At 41.2% G+C, this 23,322-nt stretch carries 18 protein-coding genes, 2 tRNA genes and 2 pseudogenes; 13 read left to right on the plus strand and 9 right to left on the minus strand.

What is annotated here, in order from left to right; translation table 11 throughout:
* Positions 1 to 207: 207 nt before the first annotated feature.
* Complete coding sequence (locus IQ274_RS10115) at positions 208 to 633, minus strand: GNAT family N-acetyltransferase (RefSeq protein WP_163933471.1); 426 nt, start codon at positions 631 to 633, stop codon at positions 208 to 210.
* A gap of 109 nt (positions 634 to 742) precedes the next feature.
* On the opposite strand from IQ274_RS10115, the gene IQ274_RS10120 reads away from it, so the two are divergent.
* Entirely contained in the window at positions 743 to 1,876 is a 1,134-nt protein-coding gene (locus tag IQ274_RS10120; RefSeq protein WP_194142152.1) for a quinone-dependent dihydroorotate dehydrogenase, read from the plus strand.
* A gap of 33 nt (positions 1,877 to 1,909) precedes the next feature.
* Here IQ274_RS10120 and IQ274_RS10125 read toward each other — a convergent pair whose 3' ends face one another.
* The gene (locus IQ274_RS10125) at positions 1,910 to 2,644 is read right to left on the minus strand and encodes a hypothetical protein (RefSeq protein WP_194142153.1); all 735 of its coding nucleotides are present in this window, start codon (positions 2,642 to 2,644) and stop codon (positions 1,910 to 1,912) included.
* 518 nt (positions 2,645 to 3,162) lie between these two features.
* Here IQ274_RS10125 and IQ274_RS10130 point away from each other — a divergent pair.
* From IQ274_RS10130 to IQ274_RS10145, 4 genes are all read left to right on the plus strand, one after another.
* A tRNA-OTHER gene (locus tag IQ274_RS10130) sits at positions 3,163 to 3,292 on the plus strand.
* Positions 3,293 to 3,352: 60 nt separating this feature from the next.
* A tRNA-OTHER gene (locus IQ274_RS10135) sits at positions 3,353 to 3,474 on the plus strand.
* A gap of 37 nt (positions 3,475 to 3,511) precedes the next feature.
* Positions 3,512 to 5,113 carry a TROVE domain-containing protein gene (locus IQ274_RS10140; RefSeq protein ID WP_194142154.1) on the plus strand — a complete coding sequence of 534 codons (1,602 nt, stop codon included), beginning with the start codon at positions 3,512 to 3,514 and terminating at the stop codon, positions 5,111 to 5,113.
* Between the two features lie 20 nt (positions 5,114 to 5,133).
* The gene (locus IQ274_RS10145) at positions 5,134 to 5,277 is read left to right on the plus strand and encodes a hypothetical protein (RefSeq protein WP_194142155.1); all 144 of its coding nucleotides are present in this window, start codon (positions 5,134 to 5,136) and stop codon (positions 5,275 to 5,277) included.
* 29 nt (positions 5,278 to 5,306) lie between these two features.
* Here IQ274_RS10145 and IQ274_RS10150 read toward each other — a convergent pair whose 3' ends face one another.
* Complete coding sequence (locus IQ274_RS10150) at positions 5,307 to 7,640, minus strand: NACHT C-terminal helical domain 2-containing protein (protein ID WP_194142156.1); 2,334 nt, start codon at positions 7,638 to 7,640, stop codon at positions 5,307 to 5,309.
* Positions 7,641 to 7,745: 105 nt separating this feature from the next.
* Between IQ274_RS10150 and IQ274_RS10155 the strand changes: the two genes are divergently transcribed.
* Positions 7,746 to 8,012: a hypothetical protein gene (locus tag IQ274_RS10155; protein WP_194142157.1), complete on the plus strand. Its 267-nt coding sequence runs from the start codon at positions 7,746 to 7,748 to the stop codon at positions 8,010 to 8,012.
* A 152-nt stretch (positions 8,013 to 8,164) separates the two neighbouring features.
* Here the strand turns inward: IQ274_RS10155 and IQ274_RS10160 are convergent, their stop codons facing one another.
* Positions 8,165 to 9,016: a peptidoglycan-binding domain-containing protein gene (locus IQ274_RS10160; RefSeq protein WP_163938662.1), complete on the minus strand. Its 852-nt coding sequence runs from the start codon at positions 9,014 to 9,016 to the stop codon at positions 8,165 to 8,167.
* 234 nt (positions 9,017 to 9,250) lie between these two features.
* Between IQ274_RS10160 and IQ274_RS10165 the strand changes: the two genes are divergently transcribed.
* On the plus strand, positions 9,251 to 11,575 hold the full coding sequence (locus tag IQ274_RS10165) for a tetratricopeptide repeat protein (protein WP_194142158.1): 2,325 nt from the start codon (positions 9,251 to 9,253) through the stop codon (positions 11,573 to 11,575).
* A gap of 466 nt (positions 11,576 to 12,041) precedes the next feature.
* The gene (gorA, locus tag IQ274_RS10170) at positions 12,042 to 13,400 is read left to right on the plus strand and encodes a glutathione-disulfide reductase (protein ID WP_194142159.1); all 1,359 of its coding nucleotides are present in this window, start codon (positions 12,042 to 12,044) and stop codon (positions 13,398 to 13,400) included.
* Between the two features lie 234 nt (positions 13,401 to 13,634).
* Here gorA and IQ274_RS10175 read toward each other — a convergent pair whose 3' ends face one another.
* Positions 13,635 to 15,977, minus strand: coding sequence for a CHASE2 domain-containing serine/threonine-protein kinase (locus IQ274_RS10175; RefSeq protein ID WP_194142160.1), 2,343 nt, complete (start codon positions 15,975 to 15,977; stop codon positions 13,635 to 13,637).
* 740 nt (positions 15,978 to 16,717) lie between these two features.
* On the opposite strand from IQ274_RS10175, the gene IQ274_RS10180 reads away from it, so the two are divergent.
* Positions 16,718 to 17,239 (plus strand): NYN domain-containing protein, encoded by a 522-nt coding sequence (locus IQ274_RS10180; protein ID WP_041565194.1) that lies wholly within the window; start codon positions 16,718 to 16,720, stop codon positions 17,237 to 17,239.
* A 95-nt stretch (positions 17,240 to 17,334) separates the two neighbouring features.
* Positions 17,335 to 18,939, plus strand: a complete 1,605-nt coding sequence (locus IQ274_RS10185; protein WP_194142161.1) for a 2-isopropylmalate synthase — start codon at positions 17,335 to 17,337, stop codon at positions 18,937 to 18,939.
* A 278-nt stretch (positions 18,940 to 19,217) separates the two neighbouring features.
* Here the strand turns inward: IQ274_RS10185 and IQ274_RS37705 are convergent, their stop codons facing one another.
* The 3 genes from IQ274_RS37705 to IQ274_RS36450 all read right to left on the minus strand — a co-directional run bounded on the left by IQ274_RS37705 (position 19,218) and on the right by IQ274_RS36450 (position 22,044).
* Entirely contained in the window at positions 19,218 to 21,431 is a 2,214-nt protein-coding gene (locus IQ274_RS37705) for a HEAT repeat domain-containing protein (RefSeq protein ID WP_322745221.1), read from the minus strand.
* A 3-nt stretch (positions 21,432 to 21,434) separates the two neighbouring features.
* Positions 21,435 to 21,674, minus strand: coding sequence for a HEAT repeat domain-containing protein (locus IQ274_RS36445; protein WP_228058129.1), 240 nt, complete (start codon positions 21,672 to 21,674; stop codon positions 21,435 to 21,437).
* A gap of 187 nt (positions 21,675 to 21,861) precedes the next feature.
* Positions 21,862 to 22,044: a hypothetical protein gene (locus tag IQ274_RS36450; RefSeq protein WP_228058130.1), complete on the minus strand. Its 183-nt coding sequence runs from the start codon at positions 22,042 to 22,044 to the stop codon at positions 21,862 to 21,864.
* 146 nt (positions 22,045 to 22,190) lie between these two features.
* Here IQ274_RS36450 and IQ274_RS37995 point away from each other — a divergent pair.
* The 3 genes and pseudogenes from IQ274_RS37995 to IQ274_RS10205 all read left to right on the plus strand — a co-directional run.
* Positions 22,191 to 22,346: pseudogene (locus IQ274_RS37995) on the plus strand (type II toxin-antitoxin system ParD family antitoxin); the annotation flags it as partial.
* A 12-nt stretch (positions 22,347 to 22,358) separates the two neighbouring features.
* Positions 22,359 to 22,442 (plus strand): annotated as a pseudogene (locus IQ274_RS38000) (type II toxin-antitoxin system ParD family antitoxin); the annotation flags it as partial.
* 2 nt (positions 22,443 to 22,444) lie between these two features.
* Positions 22,445 to 22,738: a type II toxin-antitoxin system RelE/ParE family toxin gene (locus IQ274_RS10205; protein ID WP_194142163.1), complete on the plus strand. Its 294-nt coding sequence runs from the start codon at positions 22,445 to 22,447 to the stop codon at positions 22,736 to 22,738.
* 103 nt (positions 22,739 to 22,841) lie between these two features.
* Here IQ274_RS10205 and IQ274_RS10210 read toward each other — a convergent pair whose 3' ends face one another.
* Entirely contained in the window at positions 22,842 to 23,279 is a 438-nt protein-coding gene (locus tag IQ274_RS10210; RefSeq protein ID WP_194142164.1) for a GNAT family N-acetyltransferase, read from the minus strand.
* Positions 23,280 to 23,322 lie beyond the last annotated feature (43 nt).

The following is a 23,322-nucleotide window of genomic DNA, read 5'->3' on the forward strand; positions in this document are numbered from 1 at the left end:
TGGTTAACATAACTTGTAATATATAAGATGCCCAGAAAACCACCCTGAGTAATATCGCCATAAGTGTTTAATATTGAACATGAACTGCTTAATAGGCGGTTAAGCTAATTGTCATTCAAATTTCATTTCCGTGTCTTTGCATCTTTGCCTCTCTCTAGCAGTTTGAAATATAGAACTTAAAATAGCTGCTTCCTGCTTCCTGAATGTTTAACTCAGATTAAATAACTTTTGCATGAAGTATCTTTTATGCCCAATCGGGTAGTTTTCTTGAAAAGCAAATACAGTGTAGCCTTGAGATTCATAAAATTCCTTAGCTTGAAACTCTAATGTCTCAAGATGAACCCCTACACAGTTTTGCTTTTGACCTTCTTTTTCAGCAATTTTAAGGATATTGCTTCCAATACCTTTGCCGCGTAAGTCTTCTTGAACAACTAGGACTCTTATATAAAGCCAATTGCAACCGATTTCACCCAGAACCCCACCAACAATCAAGCCTGATTCATCTCGTGCAAAAACTGCTACAGGTTGCCACTCAGACGACGGAAAAAAATGTTGATTGAACTGGCGAATCATTTGGATGACGGTCATCCGATCCTGCTGAGTTACTTCCTGTTCTACCTGAACTGTAATCATCCTAATTTTACTTCTGGGTAAGGTTTTGACCAATACTTATTACCCACTTGTACAGAATTACAGAGTGAGTTCTGACTTATGACTTCTGAGTTTTTCTTTATAAAAGCTAATGGATATTTATAAATTTGCAATTAGTCCGCTTTTGTTCAATGGGATAAAAACAGACCCGGAATGGTTACACCAGCAGACGATTCGCAGTTTTAGCTGGCTATCGAAAACTCCTACTAGTTGGGCAAACCAACGCTTACAAAAATCTTTATGTCTGTACGATTCACGCCTAGAACAAAATTTATTTGGGCTAAACTTCCCAAACCCCGTAGGATTAGCAGCTGGGTTTGACAAGGATGGAGTCGCTGCTGGTATTTGGTCTAATCTGGGTTTTGGTTTTGCAGAACTAGGAACTGTAACTTTTCACGCACAACCAGGAAATCCGCGTCCCCGTTTGTTTCGCTTGCCGTTGGATAAAGCTGCTCTCAATCGGATGGGCTTTAATAATCTTGGTGCAGCAGCAATGGCGGCCCGTTTGGCACAGGAAAAACAGCAGTCTACCAACTTAATACCCATAGGGATAAATTTGGGTAAATCTAAGGTAACTCCCCTAGAAGAAGCCGCACAAGATTATCTCGATAGTTTTCGCTTACTCAAGGATTTGGGAGATTATTTTGTTGTTAATGTCTCTTCCCCTAATACGCCGGGGTTGCGATCGCTCCAAGATGCTTCTATGCTCAGTACCATCTTAGATTTATTACAACAAGAAAATAATACACATAAACCCATTTTTGTCAAGATAGCCCCAGATTTAGAATGGGAAGCGATCGCTGACATTATTTCTTTGGCTAAAACCTACAATTTGGCTGGAATTATTGCAACTAACACCACCATCCGCCGTGATGGACTGAAAACCCAAGTGATTAACCAAACTGGCAAATCACCTCAAGAAGAAGCTGGCGGAATTAGCGGTGAACCATTGCGCGATCGCTCCACTGAGGTAATTCGTTTTATTTGGCAGCAAACCCAAGGAGAAATTCCAATTATTGGCGTTGGTGGCATTTTTTCCCCAGAGGATGCTTGGGAAAAAATTACTGCTGGTGCTAGTTTAATCCAGGTTTATACCGGCTGGATTTACGAAGGCCCACTGATGGTACGCCGGATTCTAGAAGGTTTACTTTCCAAGCTAGAACAAAACGGATTCAATTCCATCAACGAAGCTGTAGGTTTACAAACAAAAATTCAAAAATTCTAATTACGAATTACGAATTAGGAATTACGAATTGTTTTAGCCTTCTTCTTCTACTGGGAAAAACTCTTTAGTTTTTTCTGAGTATGACCAGGCAATACCATCAGGGTCTTTACTGCGACTCCATTCAGGAAACTCTGGATCATTTCGTCGTTTATAAACCGTGCTGGAATAGACATTTAGCCGTTTGGCGAGTTCAGATTGGATCAGAGAGCCAAAAATTAACTGTTTTTCCAGCGATCGTTTAGCTTCCTCATGGGTTAGGGTTGGCTGTGGGATTGATTCAGTTTCTGTTTCTTCCTCCTCAAGTGTTGTTGGTGGTGGTGCTAGGAGCGATCGCGCAGTTTTAGTAACTGGTTGAGCCGGAAGTTCTTTGACAGGCTCACTACTGTCAAGAATATTGCCGAGAATGCTGGCAGTTATAAAGTAATAAGACTGGCCCGCTTCTTCGGAATTCACTATACTGGCACCAAATTCCGAGGCTTTACCATCCAAGTAGCGTTTTGCCGTTGTTCCGGGAAAATTGCCCTTGATTGCCAAATCCATAGGGGTAAGTCTGCCCTGATTTTCTCGAACCAACTGATGAAAAATTGGGTTAACTCGTATAGTCCACTGTTGCCATTGATATTCCTGCCAAATCTTGAAGCCAATTGCCAGCACAATTAGCGCTAGCAAAATTCTCCAGGTAGCAACCAGGAAAATAATCAAAAACGAGATGGGCAAAAGTAGAACGAGAAAAGCCTTGCCGTTGTCTTCTATGGGTTTTTCACTCATGCCGATTTTTGCCAAGTGAATTTGTGGAAATAATATTATATATATTGGCAAAAATTGTGACACTTTTTTGTATCTTTTGGCAAAGTTACGGCAAAGTTGCCGGCAAAACCTTTACCGTGTAGGTGTTATAGCCTATTGAAACTGGAACTTCTCTTATTGGTCTGCGATGCCTACGGCGGTAAACTACGCGCAAAGTTTTTACCCAGAGAAAAAAGAAGGTTTCTAACTCAACCAATAACTCTATAAATTTAAATCGTCAGTCCCTTGACAACAGATAATACGCATACTACATTAATAATACAAGTCAACTTTCACCAGATAGTTAACTTGCGCCAGTAGCGGATAGCTCAAATGACAGAGTGCCCACCTTGCCCGGAAGGGCCGAAGTATCAAGGGTTATCGTATATAACTTAAACCCCTCGATCAAACTTCTGGAGGTGTAGGTAAAAATCCTACTTCGCTACACCAAATTCATTACTGAGTCACGAATTTTAAATGTTTAATTAATAACTTTATATGTGGTGGGTAGCTCAGTGGATAGAGCGCCTAAATATCCTTATTCACCCCTTGCCTGAAAAGGCCGACGAATCGAGGGTTATCGCCTGCCAAGCGGGAGGTCGCGGGTTCAATTCCCGCTCCACTACACCAATTAATTTTAGATTTTGGACTGAATTCAAAATCTAAAATCCCAAATCCAAAATTGCCATGTGGCGGGTAGCTCAGAGGTAGAGCGCTAAACATCCTTTTTCACCCCTTGCCTGCAAAGGCCGACGAATTAGGGTTATCGAATAGGGTTCGAGAGGTCGCGGGTTCGATTCCCGCTTCGCCACCTTTCATTTTTGCCCGCGAGGGCCGGGAGATGAAGCGATGAATTACAATTTTTTCACTAAAAATAAGACTAAAACACCCCAAAATCAGCCTATCCCCGGACGAGAAGCAGAAATGGTTCAGGGACGCTCCGGCGGCTGGATGTTTGATGCTGGCATTTGGAAAATGCTGCGTCGCTGTCTTTTGGTTGGCACAGCAAAAAGCACTTACTACGCTGGTAAACAGGAATTAACTGAGGATTTTGTGACAGTTGTAAGACTTGCTGTTGCCGAAAATCCCGGTCGTGTAGCGGAAGAAATTTTGTATGCTAGCGATGGACGCGCCATCAATAACAGTGCGCCTATCTTAGCTTTGGTGCTGCTGTCGATGGGTGAAACACCAGAAGCAAAACAGGCATTTGGTGAAATCTTCTCGCGAGTTGTCCGCACTGGTAGCCACTTCTACGAATGGCTCAACTACACAAAATCTCTGCGGGGGTTTGGCAAAGTAGTGCGGGAAGCTGGTAAAACTTGGCTCTCCAGGGAAGATGTCAAAGGTTTAGCTTATCAACTGTTGAAATATCAACAGCGTCAAGGCTTCTCCCACCGAGATGCCTTGCGGTTGTTCCATGTCAAACCGCCTACAGAAAATCACCGTCAACTATTTGAGTGGGTAGTTAGAGGCTGGGAAGAATTGCCAACAGACATTCCCTCAGAGGCGTTAGCGCAGATTTGGTGGTACGAGTGGCTTAAACGGAATCCCACCCAAACCCATGAAGCTATTTCTCAAGGACGCTTAACCCACGAAATGGCTGCACCTGTGGGCAAAATGGATAAGCAAGCTTGGCAGTTGCTATTTCAGGAAATGCCAATAAGTGCAATGTTACGTAACCTGGGTTCTTTAACTGAACTGGGTGTGTTACGAGCTGATGAAAACGCTAATTTGCTACGAGTGGAAGCAGTTCTTAATCGCAGAGAACATCTGCGTAAAGGTCGCATCCATCCGATTGATGTTTTGAAAGCACTCAAGACTTATAAATCTGGTGGAACATTAGGACGCAGTAAGAAAACTTGGAATCCAGTTCCTCGGATTGTGGACATTTTAGAAAAGGCAGTTGAACTATCTTTTGATGTTGTGCAACCCACTGGTAAAGTGTTCATGCACGCCGTGGACATTTCTGGTTCTATGGGTAGCTTGGTTGCAGATATGGGACTGACTTGCTGTGAAATTGCCACCACAATGGCACTAGTGACAGCAAAAGCAGAGAAAAACTATATGATTCGCGGCTTTTCTACAGAATTCCGTGAATTAGGTATCACTGCCAAAGATAGTTTTAGTTCTGCGGTTCGCAAAGCTAGCAATCAAAACTTCGGTGGAACAGATGCGTCTGTAGCTTACGACTGGATGATTAAGAATAAGTTCAAAGCAGATGTAGTCTGCTTCTGGACTGACTCGGAAAGCTGGGCCGGGTATAAGCATCCAAGTCAAGCGCTGAAGGAGTACCGGAAAAAGGTAAATCCTAATGTCAAGGCGGTGTATGTCACCTTGACACCTTACCAAATTACTTTGGTAGATCCTCAAGATTCGTTGTCTTGGGATTTGGCAGGCTTCGACCCAGGTACGCCTCGGATCATCCAAATGCTGGCTACGGGTGAATTGTAGATATTGCTGAAGGGTAAAGGATGAAGCACTTTATCCTTCATGCTTCATGGCGGGTTATCCTTGTTCGCAACTTGCCTTTCGGGGCCGAAGAATTAGGGTTATCGGTTACATCTCCACCATTGTGGGGATTAGCGGGTTCAAACCCCGCACCCGCCTTTGTTTGATTCAGGATTTACGCAAATAAGAAGGCGATTTAATTTTTGAATGGTCGTTTTTCTATTTCAGCGATGGGTAAGAGTAGGGTGTCTTCGATGTGCGATCGCACTTCATCAGAAGCACTATTGAGGCAATCAACTAATAATCTATTCGCATCATAGTATTGCCTTAGTTGTTGCTTCTCCTGCTCGCTTAATTGCCAATCAGCGACAATATTGATACGTGGAAGATTTGACATTACCTCTGCAATTTTGTAAAGCCATTCTTGACCATTAATTTTAAACCATTCCTCAAATTCTTCTATATTTTCACGCAACTGAGAGCCACATTCACAAATATCCTTAACTTCTTTCAGAGACACAATTGGAATTTTTCGAATAATTGGGACTGACTCAGGTTTATATACACGTAAGCAGTTACGAAAAAAACCTATCTTTTCAACATTATCAGGTAGAAGAGATTGAATATAGTGTAATCCTTTATGCAACTCTGGATTTATTTCTAGTTTATGAATTAAAAGACGTTTAATTCCAGGTAAAATTTCTAAAGCAAAGTCTATCTCACTCAGATCACTAGTACTGCTGACTTCCCAAAATATCGATTTTCCCTCCAAACAATATAAAAATGTAAGAATATGATTTATATCCTGAACAATTTCAAAACTTATATCTAGTTCAATAGATGAATGCATATCCATAAAATTACTCGCTCCTGCATTTTCTAGCTCAAAGGGATCAATTGCATCAGCTAAATTTCCAAATATCTGTATAGCTAGTTCAATATAAGTAGAGCGAATACAAGCTTGTTTATTATAAAAATTGCAAAAAAGATTTTGCTGCTTTTGATATGCAAAATTTAAAAACCTTTGCAATTTCTCAGATGAGTTGAGCAATTTATCAACTTGGTCTTTCAAGGATAATAGTAAATAATCTATTGATTGGTTACTTAAATTCAGCCTTGAATTAGCTTCTTCCCATATAATTTTACATAGAGAGTATCCTGCTGGTTGAAACACTAATAATTTCACTTTGTTTTGCAGCTGTTCTAAATGAAATATCCATCCTTGTGCAGACGGAAAAGAGAAATGAGGGATATCTTGCCAAGAGTCAGATATATTCTCTACTCTTACCTTCCGGAAATCTAGTAAATGGCTTTTTTCCAAAGAATCAATAATAGGTCGCTTTTTCTCTTCTCCTACATCCCAAAGTAGACATAATAATCCAATTATTGGAATATAAGGGATTTTTTGATAGGTATATAGTCCTAAACGGCAAAGAAGATTATAAGCATAAATATTATTATCTTGGATACGGTCAAATTGACTTGCAACTAAATCTTTTATATTGCCCTTTAATAAAAATTCTTTATTGTCTTGCCAATAAGCCTCTAAGTCACCATTATATTTTGTTTGTATAGGTTCTCGGAGAACTTTCATACATAGTGCATTCCCACCATAAGATTTGTGGATTGCGCTCATAGCTGGAGAATTAACATTAATATTAAATCTGCTTAAAAATTTTCGCCATGCACTCTCATCTAGTTCTGGTAATTGGTAAGCTTCAACAAAGCTCAACTTAGCTTCATTGACCCTCTCACGACTAGTAATTAGTGTGATTGATTTGATATTAGGAGCATTTAAAACTCTAATGAATAGCTCTAAATAGTCAATATGGTCTTTTTTAAACTTACCATTCTCATCTAATGCAGTTTCAAGATTATCAATCAGTATACCCACTGGTTTGTTTTGAAGATTACGCTTTAGTTGCTCCAGTGTACCCATGAAATCCTGCTGCGGTTCTTCTTTAAACTGATAACGTAGCTGATCCTTGACCCAGCTTTTTACAGAAGTCATGTACTGAGCTTCCATTCCTACTTGAAGTTCCAAATACTCTAGCTTTTGAGTCTCGAAGTAATGATAAGCAAGTGTTGTTTTGCCTATACCACCTTTGCCATAAATACCAATGGCTTTTGTGTTACATTTCTCAATCAGCATGTTAAGATGTGCGATCGCTTCCTCACGCCCCACAAAATCAGAATTGTTGGATCTTGGTATCTCAGAGACTGACTCTTGAGGCTCAATGTTTGTGGCTGAGTGCTGAGATTGCACAGTTGATTGAGCAAATATCCTTGTTAGTTCACCCAGTTCAATCTGCAACGCAGCTGCTATTTTTTCAAGTGTGGTTGGTGTAGGGTTAGCAGTCTGTCCGGTTGCTATCTTGCTAATGACGCTTTTATCCAGACCAGTTACTTGCTCAAGTTTGTATTGGCTAAACTCTTTTTCTTTGAGTAATTTTTTAAATACTTCTCCAGTTTCCTTATTCTTTTTAGCTCTTGGCACTGCGGATAACCCTCTATGATCAACCTTGTTCAACGGTTGCACGTTCAACTAGTTGCACAACTACAACTATTCAAATTTTAGAAGACGAACAAAACTAGTGAATAGCAAGTAAACCAATAAGCCCAAGGATAATTTGATATGCGTCACAATAACTTACAGCAAGAAGCAATTCAACTTGAGTTGCTTAAAAAAACTTTGCACGGTTGGCAGCCAGCTTTTCCACTTGTTGAAAGTTATGAATGGTCAACTGATCAGCTAGAGCATCACTTCGGTATTTCACGCCAAGAGTTATACAAAATCAGGAGTCAACCCCATCTCTGGCGTTCCTCAATTTTGGTTTTTTTACACCTGCGAAAAAATAAATGGCGGGTTTACAGCCTCAACCCTTTACAAATTGGGGGATAAGGTAAAAGCTGCTACTCAGAAGTGCGATCGCATACCCGCCCGAAGCGATCGCAATTTTTTACAAGCACAACCCGAAAATTAGACACAACATAAAATAGCGTAGGCGTAGCCCGTCGTAGACATCGCTGCTCATTTATTTAACTACCAAATGTTTAATTAAATAATCCCCCCATGAAATTGATAATTGGTTTCCAAAAGATACCAGTCAACACATAAGGAGCGTATTGTAAAAGCGGTAAGCTAGTCTGCTTCGATGGCTTCAAAGGTAAACACTCCAAGAGAAAAGGCACTATACAGGTAAGCCCATAGGCAGTTGCTAAGGCTGTATTCCATTTAGGTTCATCTCCTGGTATGGGGCTATAATAAATACCCAGCATAATGAACGAGATCATTAAAAACTGCTCCCATAAAAACCAGGATTGAGGTGGTAGAAAATAAACTAACTGGAGAAAGCTGTTGTTATCTATTTTTTGTCGCATCCCCAAAAGTACAGCCCAAGTTGCAGCGCCAACAATACCATCATCTTTGAGTCCATAAATTCTTTGAAAGCGTTTAACGCCTCTCTCAGTTTCACGACTGAAATACCCGTCAGGTTCTTTTTTAAAAAATCCTTCTTCATTGAGAATAATTTGCAGTTCTTTAACTGCATCGTGTAACTTTGGAGACATACTTTTTTGATTGCGGTAAAGCTTTGGGTAGAAAAGGCAAGCCCAACTCAGTGGTCCAACGATTCCATCTACCTGAAGATTATTAGCTTTCTGAAATTTAATTACAGCCTCTTCTGTTTCTAAGTCAAATTTACCACTAATAGTTGAGAGAAAACCCTGAGCTTGCAGTCGCTCTTGGAGTTCATTGATTGATTCTTGTGCAGAGTTTGGCGAAAATCCTCGGTATAATATGGGACGTTTATTGAAGACACAGACTTGTTTTTCTTCGGGAAAATAACGTCGGGATTGTTTTAGTCCAAACAAGAGATTTAGAAAGTTAAGTGTTTTATTTGTCATAGTTTAATTAAGTAATTTGTGAAAAGATCATCAGGCAAAGTTTTAGAGCTTAGAAGTCGATATGGTCGGCAGCCTCTACTTACTAGAGACAAAAAATAAACTTATAAATTAGCTTACTGGTTAAATTTAAGACAGGAGTTAACACTGTTAAAAAAATGTTACTAATTTGTCAAACTTTTGTTCGTTAAAATGTTGCTAACGCCACATTGATGACGAATTTAGTGGGTGATATTTATGCCAGGTCAGTCAGAAAGTTGGAATTTACCTAAAAGTTGGAATCGCAAGATTTTGCAGGACTGGGAGATAGACCGACTACTGATGAATTTGGAGGTTACACTTCAAAAGCGTTACAGACAAAGTACAAGGAAAGACTTGTTACTTGGGTTACTGTGTGGGTACAGCTTGAAAAAGATTGGTCAAGATTTGCACAAAGAAAACGCTGCTGTCAGAGCAGGGTTAAGCAATATCTACCGGGATATTGAAGTTTTGACAGGAGAAGCAAATAAAAGTGTTAAGTCCAGTAATCTTGTCTACGTTTTGGAAAGACATGGTTATCGTAGAGGGTCTGTTGTAGCTGCTATCCAACGCCGTGACATCCCCCACAATTTGCCAGCACCGACTTACACCCAATTTATTGGTCGGGAGGCAGATATGAAAAAGCTATTAGAACGCCTTTCGTCGGTGCATGGCGCTCACATGATTACAGTACATGGCATTGGTGGCGTAGGTAAAACGGCGCTGGTGTTAGCAGCTGCTTACCTATGCTTAAAAGCTAGTAACGAAAACTCTTCTGATGCACCCAACTTTGATGCGATTATTTTCACTTCAGCTAAACAACAAGAACTTATTCCCACTAACAGTATCTTGTGGCGGCAACAGGGACAGCGTAATCTACGCGATATCTTTCGAGAAATTGCTAATGCTTTAGACGACCCGACAATTCTTCAATCTCCTCCCAATGACCAATTCGATCGTGTTCGCCAAATTCTCTCAAAACGGAGAACACTGTTGATTGTGGACAATATGGAGACTATAGAAGATAGGGATGAGGTTATTGAGTTTTTATATAATCTACCTATTTGTATCAAAGTAATAATTACTAGCCGCGAACAAATTGCCTTGCTGCCAATCCGTCTGCGAAACTTACCTCCAGATGATGGTTTGCAGTTAATTAGACAACAAGCAGAAGAAAAAGGTATAAGCATCAACGATGAGGACTCTAAGCAACTCTACGATCGCACTGGCGGCATCCCTCTGGCGATCGTATATTCGCTTGGCCAATTATCCGGTGGCTACTCCCTAAACTCGGTATTGAATCGATTAACCTCGGCTACAGGAGATGTAGCTCGTTTTTGCTTTGAGCAATCAGTGCAAGGAATCAAGGGACAACCACCCCACAAGTTACTCATGTCACTGGCGATTTTTCCTGACTCTGCCATACTTGCAGCTGTGGCTGAGGTTGCTGGACTAACAGCCGCTCCTGATGCAGTAAATAATGGCTTGGCACGTTTGCAGCAACTTTCCTTGGTGAATCTCAATCCAGAGACTAAGCGGTTTGATATGCTCTCTCTGACACGTGAATATGCCTTAGCAGAATTAGCCGCTTACCCAGATTTTGAGAGGGAAGCACGAAGGCGCTGGGTGAGATGGTATCTTGATTTTGCCCACAATTATGCCGGAGAAGATTGGGAAAAGTGGATACACTACAATAAGTTAGAACCAGAAGAAGGAAATCTGCGAGCAGTACTTCATTGGTGTGAAGACAAAGAACACTATGAAGCAGTTAGGGATTTATGGCTTCTCTTAAGCCACTATGCAAATCTCTATGCCTATTGGGACGATCGCTTAGATTGGCTGCAATGGCTTATAGAACAATCAGAACGGCGTGGTGAATGGTCTTGTTTTGTAAAAATCATCGTCCGCAAAAGCTGGCTACTAATTCGAGAGTGTTCCTCTGTGAGTCTGAAAGAAGCAGATAAAATTTTGCGACGGACGTGGATTTTGCGTGACCATGCAGATTTATGTGTTCAGGCTGACTTAGCCGAAAGTATGGCTAGGCTGCAAATTAGACAGAAGGATTATCAAGATGCACGCCATTGGCTAACTATAGAAGAAAAATTGGTAATCGAGGCGAATCTGGAAGAGCGACAGCATATCCGCTATTTTATTCCCGTTCTTTATCATCAGGCTGAAATCCATTATTTAGAAGGTGAATATCTTTTAGCAAAAAAGCTCTTTCAAGAGGTGATGAAAAGTGCAGAAAAAATTAGTTGGCATCGGGTGATCAATTCTGCTCAAAATTGGCTGGCTGATATTGCAATTGAACAAGGCGATCGCGATCAAGCTGAAAAACTATTAATTCAAGGCTTGACTGTTGCTGAAACGACTCACAACAAGCGACGTTTGGCCCGCTATCGGCGTTCTCTTGCCCGTTGGGAGAAAAAGTGGGGAAGTGCAGAGAAAGCCTACAAATTGTCAATTAAGGCTATTGATGGTTTTAAGCTCTTGGGAATGACACGGGATGCACAGGAGATGCAAATTTTCCTTGATTCACTGTAATCATAGGCGCTGATGTTGACCCAATACGGTTCGGATAAGCATTTTTCACTTTCCTTGTGGTCTGGGTAAAGGGTAAGGGGTAAAGGGTAAAAATTTATTCAAAACCTTTTCCCTTTCCCCTTTCCCCTTTAACCGAACCGTATTGTATGTTGCCCACCTCACAAGATGGGATAATTTATTTATTGGAATCCCTAAAAGCGCGATCGCATATCCACCAAAACTAGACAAGATATTTTTTTACAAGATAATGTAATATAACTTAGCAGTATTCGAGCGATGCCTACGGCGGGCTGCGCCTACGCTATTCCTTTTCAATCTAATTGCAAGCAAAGCGGCAATTTGCTACATATCAGAATGGTTCCATCCAAACTTGTCCACCCAAAGACAGTAGATTAAGTTTTGTCTGAATAACTATAAGGAATGAAATAGCTCTGCTTTCCAAAAAGTAAAAAAGGAACAGATTTTTATGGCATTTGATTACAACCTGTTTGTCATTGGTGCTGGGCCTGGTGGATTGGCAGCAGCTAAAAAAGCAGCTAGTTACGGTGTTCGTGTTGCTATTGCCGAACAAGAATCCATCGGTGGAACCTGTGTAAATCGCGGTTGCATTCCCAAAAAACTGATTGTCTACGCTGCTGACTTCGCCCTACAAAAGCAAATAGCGCCCAGTTATGGATGGAGTGAGTGTCAAACATATTTTGACTGGACATTATTCATTAAGTCAGTACATCAGCATCTTGACACCCTCAACCAGACTTACTTTCAGCAATTACAGAAAGCTGGAATTGAACTAATTTGCGATCGTGCCACTTTCATCGATGCTCATACTGTCGATATCAATGGACTTAAAGTTACAGCCGACAAAATTTTAATTGCTGTGGGAGGGCAACCCCTCAAGCCCAAAATCCCAGGTATAGAATATGCCATTACATCCCGCGAGATGTTTCAGTTACCTTATCTACCGAAACGTTTAGCAATTATTGGCGGTGGCTACATTGGCGTAGAATTTTCCAGCATGATGCACGCCTTCGGTTGCCAGGTGACGGTGATTGAAAAAGACGAGATGATTTTATCGGGGTTTGATGATGACATTCGCTCTGCGGTACAACAAGGTTTGAGCAAACGCGGAATTAAGTTATTGACTAGTAGTACTGTTCAAGAAATCAAATACTCAGATGAGAGTTTGTTATTAACTATTACTGGTAAGAAGCGACAAATAATTACAGCAGATACGATCTTGGTTGCCACAGGTTACGCTCCAAATACCAAGAATCTTGGTTTAGAAAATGCCCATGTTGAACTTGGCGAACATGGTGCAATCAAAGTAGATGAATACAGCCGCACCACCCAAGAAAATATTTTTGCTGTGGGTGACTGCACCAGCCGAGTGCAATTGTCTCCAGTGGCGAAGGCAGAAGGTATTGCTTTTGCCAATACAGTTTTTGGCAACAAGGTGCAAAAACTGCATTATGATTATGTGCCCTCTGCTGTTTTTTGCCGTCCAGAAGCGGCTGGTGTGGGGATGACGGAGGCGAAGGCACGGGAAAAATTTGGTGAATCTGTACAATGCTACTGCACCCAATTCCAACCACTTTTGTATCAGCTAACCGAACAGAATCAGCCAACCACTATAAAGTTAGTTTTAAATGGCGATTCTGGGCAAGTTTTGGGCGCTCATCTGGTGGGTGAACACGCAGCAGATATCATTCAAAGTCTAGGTGTGGCAATTCGCAAGGGCATTACTAAGGAAGACTTGGATGAAACAATAGGCATTCACCCTACGGCAGGAGAAGAATTTTTTTTGTTAGATCAGGTGCAGGAATGAGTGAAGGAGGTAGGGGGCAGGGGAGCAACGCGAAAAAGTGAGATCATCGTGAAAAGAGCAGGGGGAGCAGGGGGAGCCGGGGAAGTGAAGAGAAAATTTTAGTCTTTTTTACGAGCGTTATAGCCCTAAATACACTTATTTCTTTCTCTTCCCCTGCCTCCCCTGCCTCCACATCTCACTGTTAGAGCATTGCTCCCAACTGCCAATTATTCTTCCCGTGTCCCCGCGTATTTCTCAAAGAGTTTCTGAGGATACCTCTGAGCAAGATTTTGTGGGAGCGTTTAATTGGTCTAAAGTATTTGTTAATGAGTCATCCCCTAGCATCGGGTATCCTCTGTGGGAATTTACCACATCGTCAAAAGCTTTCAGATCCTCAAGAGCCTCTGATGCAGACTGATATCGGTGTTTGAAGTCATCCAGCACCATTTTACTGAAAATATTAGCAACGGAGCGGCTTATCTGAGAGCTATCGCTCCATTTTATCTCTCCATCAGCATCTCTATCTAGCTCACGGGGTGCTACACCAGTCAAAGCTCTAATCCCAACCATACCCACTGCATAGATGTCACTACTATATTGGGGACGGCCAAAACATTGTTCGCTGGGTGCGTAACCCTGAGTCCCAATGCCAATAGTAAAGGGGGTTTGCTCTTCAGTATCAAGCTGTTTTGTGCTGACTTCTTTGACAGCTCCAAAGTCAATCAATACCAGTTTTCCATCTGAGTGTCGTCGGATAATATTACTGGGCTTAATATCCCGATGAATCACATTATTTTTATGAACAAATATTAATGTTTGCAATAAGTCTCTGACAATTTTGATCGCAGCAATTTCATCAATTGCTCTACCTGGTGGCAATTCCTGATTTAAAGTATGACCAATTATCTGTTCTTGCACTAGATAAAATTCTTCATCTTCTTCAAAATACGCCAAAAGTTGAGGGATCTGATCGTGTGTTCCCAATTTTTCTAGGGTTTGCGCCTCTGAGTGAAATAAACGTCTGGCAAGTTGCAAGGCTTCTGGTTTAGTGCTGGCTGGTTTTAGTTGCTTGACAACACATAGCGGGCTTCCAGGACGTTGGGTATCTTCGGCAATGTAGGTTTCGCTGAATCCACCAGAACCGAGAACTTTGACAATTTTGTAGCGTCGAGCCAAGACTTTTCCTGATAAGGCTAAATCACGTTGCTGGATTAAGTATTGCAAGTCATATTGTTGACTAATAATCTCTTGAACAACGGGAGATGTTTTATACTTCTGGAAAATGTTTACTAATTGACGTTTTCTGATACTTTCCCTCATGACTGAGGTTCCCAGGTAGGAAAGTCCGGTCATGGCGATCGCCATCATTGGTACAATCGTAGGAAAAATTAATCCACCATAGACAAATAACCCATAGCTAATTCCTAACCAAGCGCCAGATAGGGCGAGGCTATATAAAAATCTATTGATGCTACGCTTGCGTCTGCTAATCATCAAGGCTGTACTGCCAACTAGAGCTAGCACAAACAAACCCTGCAATGGTGGAGTGTTAATTCCTGGAGCGATCGCTTTCCCTGACATCAAAGTTGCGATCGCATTAGCGTGAATTTCCACGCCCGACATCGGTTTAGCGCTGTTGCTAGCAGCAACTGGATAATAATCATTGTTTAACTTATCTGTTGCACCAATCAGCACTATCTTGTCTTTGAAGACCTTTCCCTGCTGCAAATAGGTGTTCCAATTTTCCGGATCGAGTACGTGCCAAAAGGGTATTTGCTCAAATGTACCCGCAGAACCCCAAAAATAAATGCGATCGCCTTTTGGTCGCGGATAATTTACTTGTGCTGTCCTGAGTGCTGCTTCATCAAAAGAGGGTAGCTTCTCGATCAAATTGTCTTCAACCAACGACTTAGAAAACTCACTCGCCAATCGATGAACTTTACCATCCACCTCTACGGGGAAATTAACTGAGCCAATGGAAACTGACCCTGTACGAAACATCTGTTGTGGGTCTGTCAGTTGTGTAAAAGTCCCTTGGTGCGTCTGAGAATTTTCGTAGACGGCTGCTAAGGTAACTTTACTGCCATATTTTTTCAATACTGCCTGGAATTGGCGATCGTCAGTAACTCCATAACTACTCGGCGTGTCAAAAACTACATCTATCGCTACAGAGCGGACACCTGCTTTAATTAACTTTGTAATTATCTGGGAGTATGCAGCACGTTTATAAGGATAAGATTTCAGTGTTTCTAGGTAGGCATACTGTTTTGGATTTGTTTTATAGTACTGTTCGGGAACTGATATTGACTGATCGTCTATTGCTAAAATTACGATGTCTTCTGGAGGTACAATCGGCCCACGCAGTTGAAAAAAGCCAGAAAGCGCCTTATTTTCCATCAATTGAACCGATTCCCCGCCAGAAGCACTCAGCACTGCTGCACCCATTACGCAAGCTCCAGCGAGGAGATGACCTAAGTGAATCATCCATCTAGACTGGCGAGCCGATGCTGTTGACGTTACTTTTGTCGGTTTACTTGACAGTCTATTGGCAGCAGAGACATAGTTTTTAGTTAAGGTAGATGTAGGTTCTTCTGCCATATCGTGTTACTGATTGATTTAAGTCCAACACTTTTATTTATTCAGACCACGTTTTAGTGCAAGCACATTGAAATAAGACTTAAATGATAATCTTATACATTTGTAAAGTATCTTCTATTCGTCAACAAACCTTTATTGGCAGAGCTAGCCCCCAAGAGATTCCTACTCAGGTACTGCCTAAATTATTGTTTTTCTGTTAAGTGAGTTACAACTAGTGATTGTCTCACAGATCAGAGCCGGATATACTTCGCCTCTGCTAATTGATTGCGGCGAGATTTGATCCTAACCTAACCAACAGGTACGCTCCTAACTGGGTGTTTTACCAGAAGCTGTCCCAAGGCCGTCTTCTGTCTTTGGCGCAATATTGGTACTCCCAGAAAGCATGTCCTCATACTGAAAGCTCAACCTATAGATAGGCATAAACTTATATCCTACCCTAAGCTTATGCTATACCTCTTTAGGAGTAAACTTTAATGTTATACAGCGATAAATGCTGTTACTGGTTCAATTTTATTGGTAGATTTTGATCAGATGGTAGCTCTTGCAGTGCTGGAGGTGAATAAGGTTTAGCACCCAGCATCTCAACTCCAATGTTGCATCCGTTTTTATGCCTTGAAAGAGGTAGGATAAAAGCTATAGATGAAGAGCTACTTTATAGATATTAGCAAACTTGCTATTTGAAAATTGCTATAATCTATTGTTCCATCTAAATTCATTTATATTATTAGGTGTAAATTTGTATGGGTTCTCCAATGAATCGTCTGTCTATTTTTGTAGACGGAAACAATATGTTCTATGCTCAACAAAAAAATGGGTGGTTTTTTGACCCACGGCGAGTCTTAGAATACTTTAAACATGAGCAATCAGAAACAACATTAATTAATGCATTCTGGTACACTGGCTTAAAAGACCCACAAGATCAACGAGGTTTTAGAGATGCTCTAATTAGTCTAGGATATACAGTCCGAACTAAAATCCTTAAAGAATATTATGATGATACTTCTGGTCGTTACTCGCAAAAAGCGAATTTAGATATTGAAATTGTTGTAGATATGTTTAATACAGTAGACCAGTATGACCGAGTAGTACTATTCAGTGGTGATGGAGATTTTGAACGAGCAATCGAACTATTACGCTCAAAAAATACACATATTACGGTAGTATCAACAGAAGGAATGATCGCTAGAGAACTACGGAATGCTACTGATAGATATATAGATTTAAATGATATCAGAGATCAAATAGAAAAAACCGAAGGTTAATAGTCTTAGCAATTATTTACAAATGTAAGAGTAAAAGAAAAACTAAGGTTGAAGATATATTGAGCCACAAGTAAAAATTAAACAACAAAGCACAAATGACAAACAAAACAGATCGAATTATCATTTTTGATACTACACTGCGAGATGGAGAGCAGTGTCCGGGAGCGACTCTGAATATAGACGAAAAGCTAGTTATTGCCAAGCAACTGGCGCGTCTGGGTGTGGATATAATTGAGGCAGGCTTTGCCTTTGCCAGCCCCGGAGATTTTGAAGCAGTCAGCAAGATTGCCCAAATTGTGGGGACAGAAAATGGCCCGGTAATTTGCAGTTTGGCAAGAGCGATTAAAGCAGATATTGAAGCGGCCGCAGAAGCATTAAAACCAGCCGTGAAGGGCAGAATTCACACATTTATTTCGACTTCTGATATTCATTTAGAGTATCAGTTACGGAAGTCACGAGCAGAAGTGCTAGCGATCGCCGAAGAAATGGTAGCTTATGCCAAGTCTTTCATGACAGATGTCGAATTTTCGCCGATGGATGCGGCTCGTTCCGATCCAGAATTTTTGTACCAAGTGTTAGAGCGAACGATCGCAGCTGGTGCAACAACAGTTAACATTCCCGATACCGTGGGTTACACCACCCCTAGCGAATTTGGGGCAATAATTAAAGGCATTATTGAAAATGTCCCCAACATCGACCAAGCGATTATTTCCGTTCACGGTCATAATGATTTAGGCTTGGCAGTTGCTAACTTCTTAGAAGCCGTGAAAAATGGCGCACGGCAACTAGAATGTACGATTAATGGTATTGGTGAACGAGCCGGCAATGCCTCACTAGAAGAATTAGTAATGGCACTGCACGTGCGGCGGCAATATTTTAACCCTTATCTCGGCAGACCAGAAGAATCTCAAGAATCGCTGACAAATATCGACACCCGACAAATTTATAAAACCTCACGCTTAGTTTCTAATTTGACGGGAATGTTGGTACAACCAAATAAAGCGATCGTTGGGGCGAATGCCTTTGCTCATGAGTCTGGGATTCACCAAGATGGTGTGCTAAAAAATAAGCTCACCTACGAAATTATGGATGCCCAATTGATTGGCTTGACAGACAATCAAATCGTTTTGGGCAAACATTCAGGGAGAAATGCTTTCCGCACCCGGTTAAAAGAATTGGGCTTTGAACTCTCAGATAGTGAATTAAATAAAGCCTTCGTCAGATTCAAAGAAGTAGCAGATAAAAAGAAAGATATTTCTGATTGGGATTTGGAAGCGATCGTTAACGATGAAATCCAACAAGCACCCGATTTGTTCCGGGTAGAGTTGGTGCAAGTTTCCTGTGGTAGCAACGCCAAACCCACTGCTACAGTCACCCTCCGTACCCCAGAAGGTGAAGAGTTAACCGATGCAGCGATCGGTACTGGGCCAGTGGATGCAGTTTACAAAGCCATCAATCGGGTGGTGAATGTGCCCAACGAATTGATTGAGTTTTCTGTGCAGTCAGTAACGGCCGGTATTGATGCCATTGGCGAAGTAACGATTCGTTTACGTTATGAATCGAAAGTGTTTTCTGGTCATGCAGCGAACACAGATATCATCGTGGCATCCGCGCAAGCTTATGTAAATGCGCTGAATAGGTTGTATTCTGCATTGCAAACTCAACAAAAGCCAGAGGAAGTAACTGCACAAAAAGTCTGAGAGTGTATCTGTCGGGTTTGACAGAATTAATTGCATATTGATTCTTTACCAGGCAAGAGTTTAAGCCCAGTTTTTGTGTAATTAATTCTGTACGATTACTTATCAGCCCTTTCAAGGTGACTCGTAAAATCTCTGTTTTTCTCTCTGCGCTCTCTGCGTCTCTGTGGTTAAATAAATTAATTTTAAACCGCAGAGGCACAGAGAGCGCAGAGTCAAGAGATTAAAGAGGAATTTTTTGAGCAAAATTTTTACTAACCTTGAAAGGGCTAGTTCTATATTTAGGGTATTACTGTTTGCACAGTAGTATTTGGTATATTGAATGTAGGTATGAACCCAGCCAGTTTACCCAACTTCTGGGGTACAAAGTCCGTTTCTTTGCTACCTTGAACCTCAGATAAGTAGCAATCTCGCACTGCTAACAACAAGCCTTTGATGGCATCTGGTGCGCCTGTTTTAACTAAATCGTCTGCCTTTTTGAAAAAATGCGATCGCCATTTGCCATCGTTATTGCAATACAATTCTATTAAATACCAACCAGCAAGATACTCAGCTAAAGGATCGAGACAAAAACGGATTCTGTCTTTGGCAGAACCGATAGTTTGAATCAGGTGCAGGCGCTTTTCCAGATAATTGAGGTGTGCTTCGGGGTCATCAATACCCAAAGCTGCTAATGCAGCAACCGCATCTGCACGCTTGGCGGTTCCTGGTTGATAACTTTGCTGCAAGCATTCCCAGGCTATGGTTTTGGCAATTTGATGAACAGTGCGGTCATCAAATTGATTGTCTGTAACATCACGATTGAGTTCATTTATATAACCCAGCATTAAATTAGGAATATTCTCTGGTAACGCAGAAATATTAGATGTAACGTCTTTACTGGCAATTAACTGTTCAGCATAAAGTTTAGCCAGCAAGACAGTGATATTATTTTGACCGACCATCAGAGAAAGACGGTTACAAGCGTCAAAAAATTCCTGGTCGGTAAAGCGATCGCGTTTACCTCGCTGCATGAGATAAGCTTCCATAAAGGACGATAGTTTATTAGCCTCAATCCGCAAAGGTTTAATTATCGTCTTATTAACCCGCCCTAGCTTTTCCTCAATTCGGGAAGTAATCACCAACGCATTCACCGGAAACTCTGGCGACTCCGGCTCAATTGCTTCTCGTGTAGTGGCATTCATTTCTGAGAACCGGTCTACAATCACTAGAATGCGTTTCTTTCTTAACAAACGTAACAGTAATTCTTGACAAATCGGCTCTGGTTCATCAATTAAAGCTTGCAACTGTCCTCTGATAGCTTCTAAAAGCGGCGACTTACCTTCAGTTACCCGAAATTCTTCTTCTAAAAGCACAGGTAACATCAAATGTTTGCAGAGTTGTTGGTCTTCATCCTCAGCCATTGCCCATCCAGCGATTCGACACGCTAAACTGGTTTTACCTACACCCCCTTCACCACCAATTACTAGGCAGCTACGTTGTTTCTCAAAAGTTGAGCGCAAATTCTCATTCATCAGTTGGGGAACTGTTGTACCATCCAGAACAACCGGAATCGGAATGTAACAGGCGCGACTGTTAACTGTATCCTTTTTGGGAAATTGTTCGCGGGCTGCTTTGATATATTTAGCTACCCATGCATCTAATACTCTGGGATGGTAATGAAACCAGCCAACAAATAGCACATATCGCAGAGGTACATTAACGCTGATAAATGGGAGAGAAAAATCTGTGTAGGGTTTGAGGGCGTTGTTAATTTTCAACAACCATAAAGGGGCTACCCGCAAGAGAATTAACCAAATAGAAGGCAATAAGATAAGGTAAGCGGCAATTCCCAAGAGTAATTTATGCTTAAATAGCGATTCTAGAACTCTATCAAAGAGGCGAGTTTCTTTTTCTGCTTTCAGGGCATTGAGAGGGCGACGTATCAGCTTAATGTCCGTCTCTGTGAATTTATCTTTGTATTTTTGTATAGTTGCCAATACCTCTTCAAAGTCTGAGATGACTTTCTGCAACTTGGGGGTAGGTAAAGCATTTGCCTTATCTTGAAAGCCTGCCGCTATTCCTCCTAAACCTTTGATAGCACCTAAACGCACGTAAAACTGGCTATCATTCAACAGGGCAATTAAATTCGGGACAGCAGATACTGCTTCTGTACCCATTGCACCCAAAGCGTAGGCAGAATTGTAACGTACAGTGGGGTTTTTATCTTTTAAGGCAGCAGTTAATACTGGGACAGCTACTTTCGCTTCTACACCAATTTTTCTGAGTGCAGAAGGAACATAAATGCGAACGAATTGCTCCTTGTCTTGTAACGCCGCCATCAACGATGGAACTGCTGCTTTGGCTGCTGTACCAATATTTCCTAAAGCTAAGGTGGCGTACAGGCGGACTTGTCCATCTTCATCCTGTAATGCCGCACTTAAGGCAGAAACGGCTGGTGCTGCTTCTGCACCCAAATCTCCTAAAACCGAAGCGGCGTGCCAACGAAGATTAATATCCTAATTTTTCAAAGCTTCAATCAGAGACGGTACTGCTGGGGAACCGATATTAACTAATGCATCTGCTGCCAGGCTTCTGATGTGGGCATCGTTATCTATTAGCTTCTCAATCAGCGGAGCAATTTTGCTGTCAGTAGTGATTTGCGCCCAACTATTGCTTGTGCATAGTAGGAACAGTGTCAGGCATAAGACAACTACCTTGAGCGCACTAAGTAATACTTGTCTGGTATGCTTTGTCATTGAATCGGATTGAATCACCCGATGAACAACTCCAGTCAGAGAAACTATACCTAAGATTGTAATCTAACTGTCAATGTGGGTTAGCGATGTCTACGCTGGTCACTGAGCTTGTCGTACCCCTCCGGGGAAGCAAGCTACGCGCAGCGTCTCGTAGAGAAGTGCGGGCTACGCCTACGCACTGGTTTGCTCAAGCTTGATTAGCATTGGGATTTAAACGCATCATAATTTTCTCTGGTTCTGTCAAATTTTTAAATCCATAACGTCGATAAAGTCCATGAGCGTCTTTTGTGCCTAACAACCACCTTGACGAAACACCTTGGTACGAGAAAGGTAAATATCGATGGTTATGGGTAGCAATTAAAAAATACAATTGCGGTTTACCACATCGGTAGTCGTCGCCAGGAAAGGCTATTATGCCTGAACCCTTACGGCATTTGTGGGATGGTTAGTTACCGATCGAGAAAGCAATGCTGTTAGAATTTAGATAAGAATATTAATTATATAGAGCTAGAAAATATGTACATCCAAATTAAACCAGAACTAGAGCAATTTATTCAGGCACAGCTTGCAAGTGGTAGATTTACTAATGCAGATGATGTCATCAATGAAGCCTTTAAACTGTTACAAGAAAGAGAGCAGCGACTTGAAGAATTACGGCAAAAAATTGCTGTAGGAAGTGAACAAATTGCTAAGGGACAAGTAACTGACGGCGAAGTTGTATTTGCCAGATTACAAGAAAAAATTCGTCTAATTGCTGAGGAATCCGCTGAATGAGTAATTATTCATTTTCAGATGCAGCAATTCGAGATTTAGATGAAATTTGTGAATATATTGCTCGGAGTAGCCCAAAAGCAGCCAGTAAACTTTTTGATGACATTCGCTCCAAATGTAAATTAGTAGCGAGTTTCCCTAATATGGGAAAAAGCTATGGAAGGCTTGTACCAAATCTGCGCGGTTTTGTTGTGGATGATTACATTATATTTTACTATCCAAGAGAAGACGGAATTAATATTACTCGTGTTGCCAGTGGTTATCAAGATTTAGAAGCTTTGTTCGTAGATTGATAATTATTAGCGATGTCTACGATGGTCACTGAGCTTGTCGTTCGCGCAGCGTTACGTAGATAAGTGCGGGCTACGCTTACGCACTTATTTACCCCCGCTTTGCTCAAGCTTGGTTAGCATTGGGATTTAAACGCATCATGATTTTCTCTGGTTCTGTCAAATTTTTAAATCCATAACGTCGATAAAGTCCATGAGCGTCTTTTGTGCCTAACAACCACCTTTGAACGTCTTGCAATTCTGGATATTCCAAAATATATTCTACAAACCATTTTCCTAAACCCTGTCCTCGATAAGGCTCCAGAATAAAAACATCTTTTAACAACGCAGAAGTTGCATAATCACTGATGACTCTCGCAAAGCCAACTTGTTGATTATCTTCATAAAGTCCAAAACATAAAGAATTTTGTATTGACTTTTCTACAGTTGCTAAGGGGATGTTTTCAGCCCAATAGGAAGTTTGTAAAAAATCATGAATCATTTGAATATCTAATTTAGATTTATCGGTGTTGATGTAAAATCGATGTTTTAATTCTTCATTCATCTCGCTACATCTTTGATTTAATAGGTTAAAAAATTATAATTCA

The sequence above is a fragment of the Nostoc sp. LEGE 12447 genome (assembly GCF_015206985.1).
Classification (GTDB): domain Bacteria; phylum Cyanobacteriota; class Cyanobacteriia; order Cyanobacteriales; family Nostocaceae; genus Nostoc.

Bases quoted from the DNA above. Each gene is read 5' to 3' on its own strand.
- IQ274_RS10120 (WP_194142152.1), top strand. From the start codon at position 743: ATGGATATTTATAAATTTGCAATTAGTCCGCTTTTGTTCAATGGGATA.
- IQ274_RS36445 (WP_228058129.1), bottom strand. From the start codon at position 21,674: ATGACAAAGCATACCAGACAAGTATTACTTAGTGCGCTCAAGGTAGTT.
- gorA (WP_194142159.1), top strand. From the start codon at position 12,042: ATGGCATTTGATTACAACCTGTTTGTCATTGGTGCTGGGCCTGGTGGA.
- IQ274_RS10160 (WP_163938662.1), bottom strand. From the start codon at position 9,016: ATGACAAATAAAACACTTAACTTTCTAAATCTCTTGTTTGGACTAAAA.
- IQ274_RS10165 (WP_194142158.1), top strand. From the start codon at position 9,251: ATGCCAGGTCAGTCAGAAAGTTGGAATTTACCTAAAAGTTGGAATCGC.
- IQ274_RS10205 (WP_194142163.1), top strand. From the start codon at position 22,445: ATGAGTAATTATTCATTTTCAGATGCAGCAATTCGAGATTTAGATGAA.
- IQ274_RS10155 (WP_194142157.1), top strand. From the start codon at position 7,746: ATGCGTCACAATAACTTACAGCAAGAAGCAATTCAACTTGAGTTGCTT.
- IQ274_RS10185 (WP_194142161.1), top strand. From the start codon at position 17,335: ATGACAAACAAAACAGATCGAATTATCATTTTTGATACTACACTGCGA.
- IQ274_RS10180 (WP_041565194.1), top strand. From the start codon at position 16,718: ATGGGTTCTCCAATGAATCGTCTGTCTATTTTTGTAGACGGAAACAAT.
- IQ274_RS10145 (WP_194142155.1), top strand. From the start codon at position 5,134: ATGAAGCACTTTATCCTTCATGCTTCATGGCGGGTTATCCTTGTTCGC.
- IQ274_RS10115 (WP_163933471.1), bottom strand. From the start codon at position 633: ATGATTACAGTTCAGGTAGAACAGGAAGTAACTCAGCAGGATCGGATG.
- IQ274_RS10175 (WP_194142160.1), bottom strand. From the start codon at position 15,977: ATGGCAGAAGAACCTACATCTACCTTAACTAAAAACTATGTCTCTGCT.
- IQ274_RS10125 (WP_194142153.1), bottom strand. From the start codon at position 2,644: ATGAGTGAAAAACCCATAGAAGACAACGGCAAGGCTTTTCTCGTTCTA.
- IQ274_RS10210 (WP_194142164.1), bottom strand. From the start codon at position 23,279: ATGAATGAAGAATTAAAACATCGATTTTACATCAACACCGATAAATCT.
- IQ274_RS10140 (WP_194142154.1), top strand. From the start codon at position 3,512: ATGAATTACAATTTTTTCACTAAAAATAAGACTAAAACACCCCAAAAT.